Consider the following 3,114-nt stretch of genomic DNA (forward strand, 5'->3'; position numbering starts at 1 on the left):
CCAGTCGGGTGGGATCGGTCGCAGTGCCTTCACCACACGCTGTGGCCGCTCCCCAAGGTCAGAGGAATGACTCGCAGGTGGTGCGGGCGGAAGCCAGCCACCGCGGAGCGCGGCCCGAACGAAGCCCCCAAGGTTGCGGAGGTTCTCACCTCTCGCCTTGGCGGCTCGTAGTGCCTGCTTCACCCGCTCCAAGGGCCAAGCGTTCTTAGTCGCCTCGGCTGCAATACTCACTGCATCCGGCTCTGGTAGCCCGTTCTCTCGCAAGAGAGTGACAGCAGCAGGATCGGCAACGGTAGCCCTCTGCTCTGTCTGTTGGCTCTCTTGTGAGACTCTTCTTACAGGAGAGAGGGGCGCATTTCCCGGCGCAGGAGGGGCGCAATTTGGCGCGTGAGAAACGCCCAGCTTAGAGAGATCAGGACTGCGCCGAAGCCCGAGGCGGTTCAAGATGGAGGCAGCCATACGGCGGAGCAACGCGGGGAACTTCTGGCGATCCAGCACGGCCTCACAGAGCGCCACCCAGCCCGCCTGGAGCACGTCAGCTAGTGGAGCCAAGGGGCGAATGGCAACCCGCCGCCCGTGGGCATACTCAATCTCGATCAGCTTGTTTTGTACCAGAACGGCAAGGAGGCGTTTCACCGTAGACTCGACCACGCCGAGCTGGCGTGCGAACCAAGCGTTGTGTGCGTGGCAGCCTTCACAAGAGTCGAGATAGCAGATGTCCCGGAAAAGCCTTGCGAGGTGCCGATCCCTATCAGAGCGAACCTCCGGGAGTCGGAATTCGGGTAAAGTGTGGGTGTTAGCGGCAGGCTGGATCGTTGGCGCGAGAGTAGCCTGCGCGAGTTGGGCGGTGTGCTGGATCACTGGTGCACCGCCTTCTTTGGCTTACGGTGTAGCAGTACAGCGAGGGGAAGAGTGCAGGTGCTTGGAGCGACGGGAGCCTTCTGAAGGAGCGCGGCGCGTAGCCGCGTGAGGTGTACGATGTGGGATTTGGAAGCGGATTCGCACCCAAGTGGGTCTCAAAACCTACTATGCAGATGGAGTCTTGCGATGTTTCTGGCAAACAGAGACGCAAACGCAGGGCTCCTTTTTCTTTTTCCAGCATCGTCACCGAATCGACGAGACAGCCTAGAAGAAACGTTCGCTCCTCCAAGCTCAGTTGCTGCCACCGGCAGCTAAAGTCACCCCACAGAGCGGCAAGCGCCGCGCTGTCCGGGCGAGGGGCAGAGAGCGAGCCCAGTCGGGCCTGACCCTCCGCAATCTTCGTGTCCTGCTCCGCTCCCAGCGCTTCGAGCTGGCGAACCTCCTTGTTGAGCGCCGCCGAACTACCGCCATCCCGAATTGCTGCCACGAGCCGCGCGATCTTCTTGTCCGTCTCCCGCCGGTTGCGCTTGTGCCGCACCAGGTCTGCTGAGAGGTCGTCGGTCTCAGGGAGGCGCTTGGCGGCTTCCCGGATCAGGGTCGTCAGGCGAGTGGGGTGCTTGGCGCAGCGGGCTATCTCCGCGACCACGACTTCATGGAGCGTGTGGGCGTTCACCCGCTTGACCGTGCATTCGGCTCCGTGCTTGCAGGCACGAGGGCACTGGTAGTACCCAACCTTCCCGCTGCTCCCGTAGTGGCCCGCCGGGGTCATCAGGCAGTCGCAGTGGCCACAGCGCACCTTGCCGCGCAGGTAGTAACCGATGGGATCGACCCGCTGCTCTTTCACATAGCCCAGCACCTCGGGAGCCTCTTCGGGCTTCATGGGCTTGGCGAGCTTCTCTTGCGCCGCTTGAAAGGTCTCGTGCGTGACAAGGGCCTCGTGGGCCTGTAGGTTGACCTTTTCCCCGAAGCGGGCCACCCCGATGTACTTCTCGTTGGTGAGAATCCGGCGCACGGTGTCTATCGTCCAGGAACGCCCCGGCTCGGCTTCGCGGAGGAAGCGGAGAACCTGGCCCATGTTGCCGCTCTGGAGGTAGATGTCGAAGCAGTGACGCACGATGGGGGCGGCGTTCTCATCCGGCACCAGGCGCTTGGGCGGCGGCTTGACCTTGCCACCAGTGAGGTTGATGGGCTCCATGCCGGGCACGGTCTCGGAGCGGAAGCCGTAAGCAGGCACGCCGCCGGTGTGGTAGCCGTGGGCGACCATGCTCTCCTGCTTGGTGCGTGTCCACTCGCTGACCTGGCGGCAGTAGTTGCCATCCATCACGATCTGGAGGCCCTTGTGAAGCTGCCCGACCATGTCCGGCGAGAACTTCTCTTTGACCAGCTCGACCGTGACTTTCTCTTCTTTCAGGAGATACTCGGCGACATGGTAGGCTTCCCCACGTGCGAGGCGAGACATGTAGGTCACGACCACCGCATCGAACTTGCGGATGTCGGCATCCGCGAGCATCTTGCGCCAGGCGGCGCGGTTAAGATTCGAGCCGGTCTTGCCTTCATCCGCGTACTCGGCGACGAGCTCACCGCCCAGCTCAGCGATTCGCTCTTTGTTGAGCTCTCGCTGTGTGTCGATGGTGGTGAAGTCGCCGAAGCGCTGGTCGTCGGTGGAGCAGCGTAGGTAGATGGCAAAGCGCTGTGGGGCTTTCTTCTTGGGTCTCATCGCTCCCTCCGGTAGTCGGGAGCGGGCATCGAGAGCATCGTAGGATCGCTGTGGCGTAGTGCGGCGCGGCGGAGCACGTCGGTTGCCTGACAGAACGAGCGGAGAACCTCTTCTCGGTCTGCGCCGATGAGAGTCGTCTGGAGCTGAGTTGGTTTTCGGTGAGCTGGCATCCTATCTTTCCTTGGGTTGGATTTGGTATCAAACAGTTGGTTGCCAGAGTGTACCGCGTCATTACGAATTACGCAATAGCGATTGCCTTGTAGGATTTTTCGTGCCATAATAGGCGCATGGCACTTAAACCGCCCACCCCCGAGCAGCTCGCTCAGGGCCAGCGCTTCGCTCGCTGGCTTCGGCTTCAGCGCGCCGACCGGAACTGGAGCCGTGTGTCTCTTGCGGAGCGTGCGGGCATCTCGGCGAGCTACGTGAACCTGATCGAGAACGGCTGTATCAAGTCGGACGGGCAGTATCTCTTGCCGAGCGAGGAGATCCTGACCAAGCTGGCAGGTGCTCTGGAAATTGAGGTCGAGCCAGTTCTT

Annotated in this window: 4 protein-coding genes; 1 reads left to right on the plus strand and 3 read right to left on the minus strand. The window is 61.9% G+C overall.

Features of this window, described 5'->3' with window-relative positions; genetic code table 11:
- The 3 genes from ACH2EH_RS21220 to ACH2EH_RS21230 all read right to left on the minus strand — a co-directional run.
- The coding region (locus ACH2EH_RS21220; protein WP_395144862.1) for a hypothetical protein at positions 1 to 636 on the minus strand (636 nt) is incomplete at its 3' end.
- A gap of 160 nt (positions 637 to 796) precedes the next feature.
- Positions 797 to 2,578 (minus strand): recombinase family protein, encoded by a 1,782-nt coding sequence (locus tag ACH2EH_RS21225; RefSeq protein ID WP_395144863.1) that lies wholly within the window; start codon positions 2,576 to 2,578, stop codon positions 797 to 799.
- Positions 2,575 to 2,748, minus strand: a complete 174-nt coding sequence (locus tag ACH2EH_RS21230; protein WP_395144864.1) for a hypothetical protein — start codon at positions 2,746 to 2,748, stop codon at positions 2,575 to 2,577. The genes ACH2EH_RS21225 and ACH2EH_RS21230 overlap by 4 nt, the downstream gene beginning before the upstream one ends.
- A gap of 117 nt (positions 2,749 to 2,865) precedes the next feature.
- Here ACH2EH_RS21230 and ACH2EH_RS21235 point away from each other — a divergent pair.
- On the plus strand, positions 2,866 to 3,114 hold a 249-nt coding region (locus ACH2EH_RS21235), incomplete at its 3' end, for a multiprotein-bridging factor 1 family protein (protein WP_395144866.1).

The organism is Armatimonas sp. (genome assembly GCF_043760365.1).
Lineage (GTDB): Bacteria > Armatimonadota > Armatimonadia > Armatimonadales > Armatimonadaceae > Armatimonas.

Bases quoted from the DNA above. Each gene is read 5' to 3' on its own strand.
- ACH2EH_RS21225 (WP_395144863.1), bottom strand. From the start codon at position 2,578: ATGAGACCCAAGAAGAAAGCCCCACAGCGCTTTGCCATCTACCTACGC.
- ACH2EH_RS21230 (WP_395144864.1), bottom strand. From the start codon at position 2,748: ATGCCAGCTCACCGAAAACCAACTCAGCTCCAGACGACTCTCATCGGC.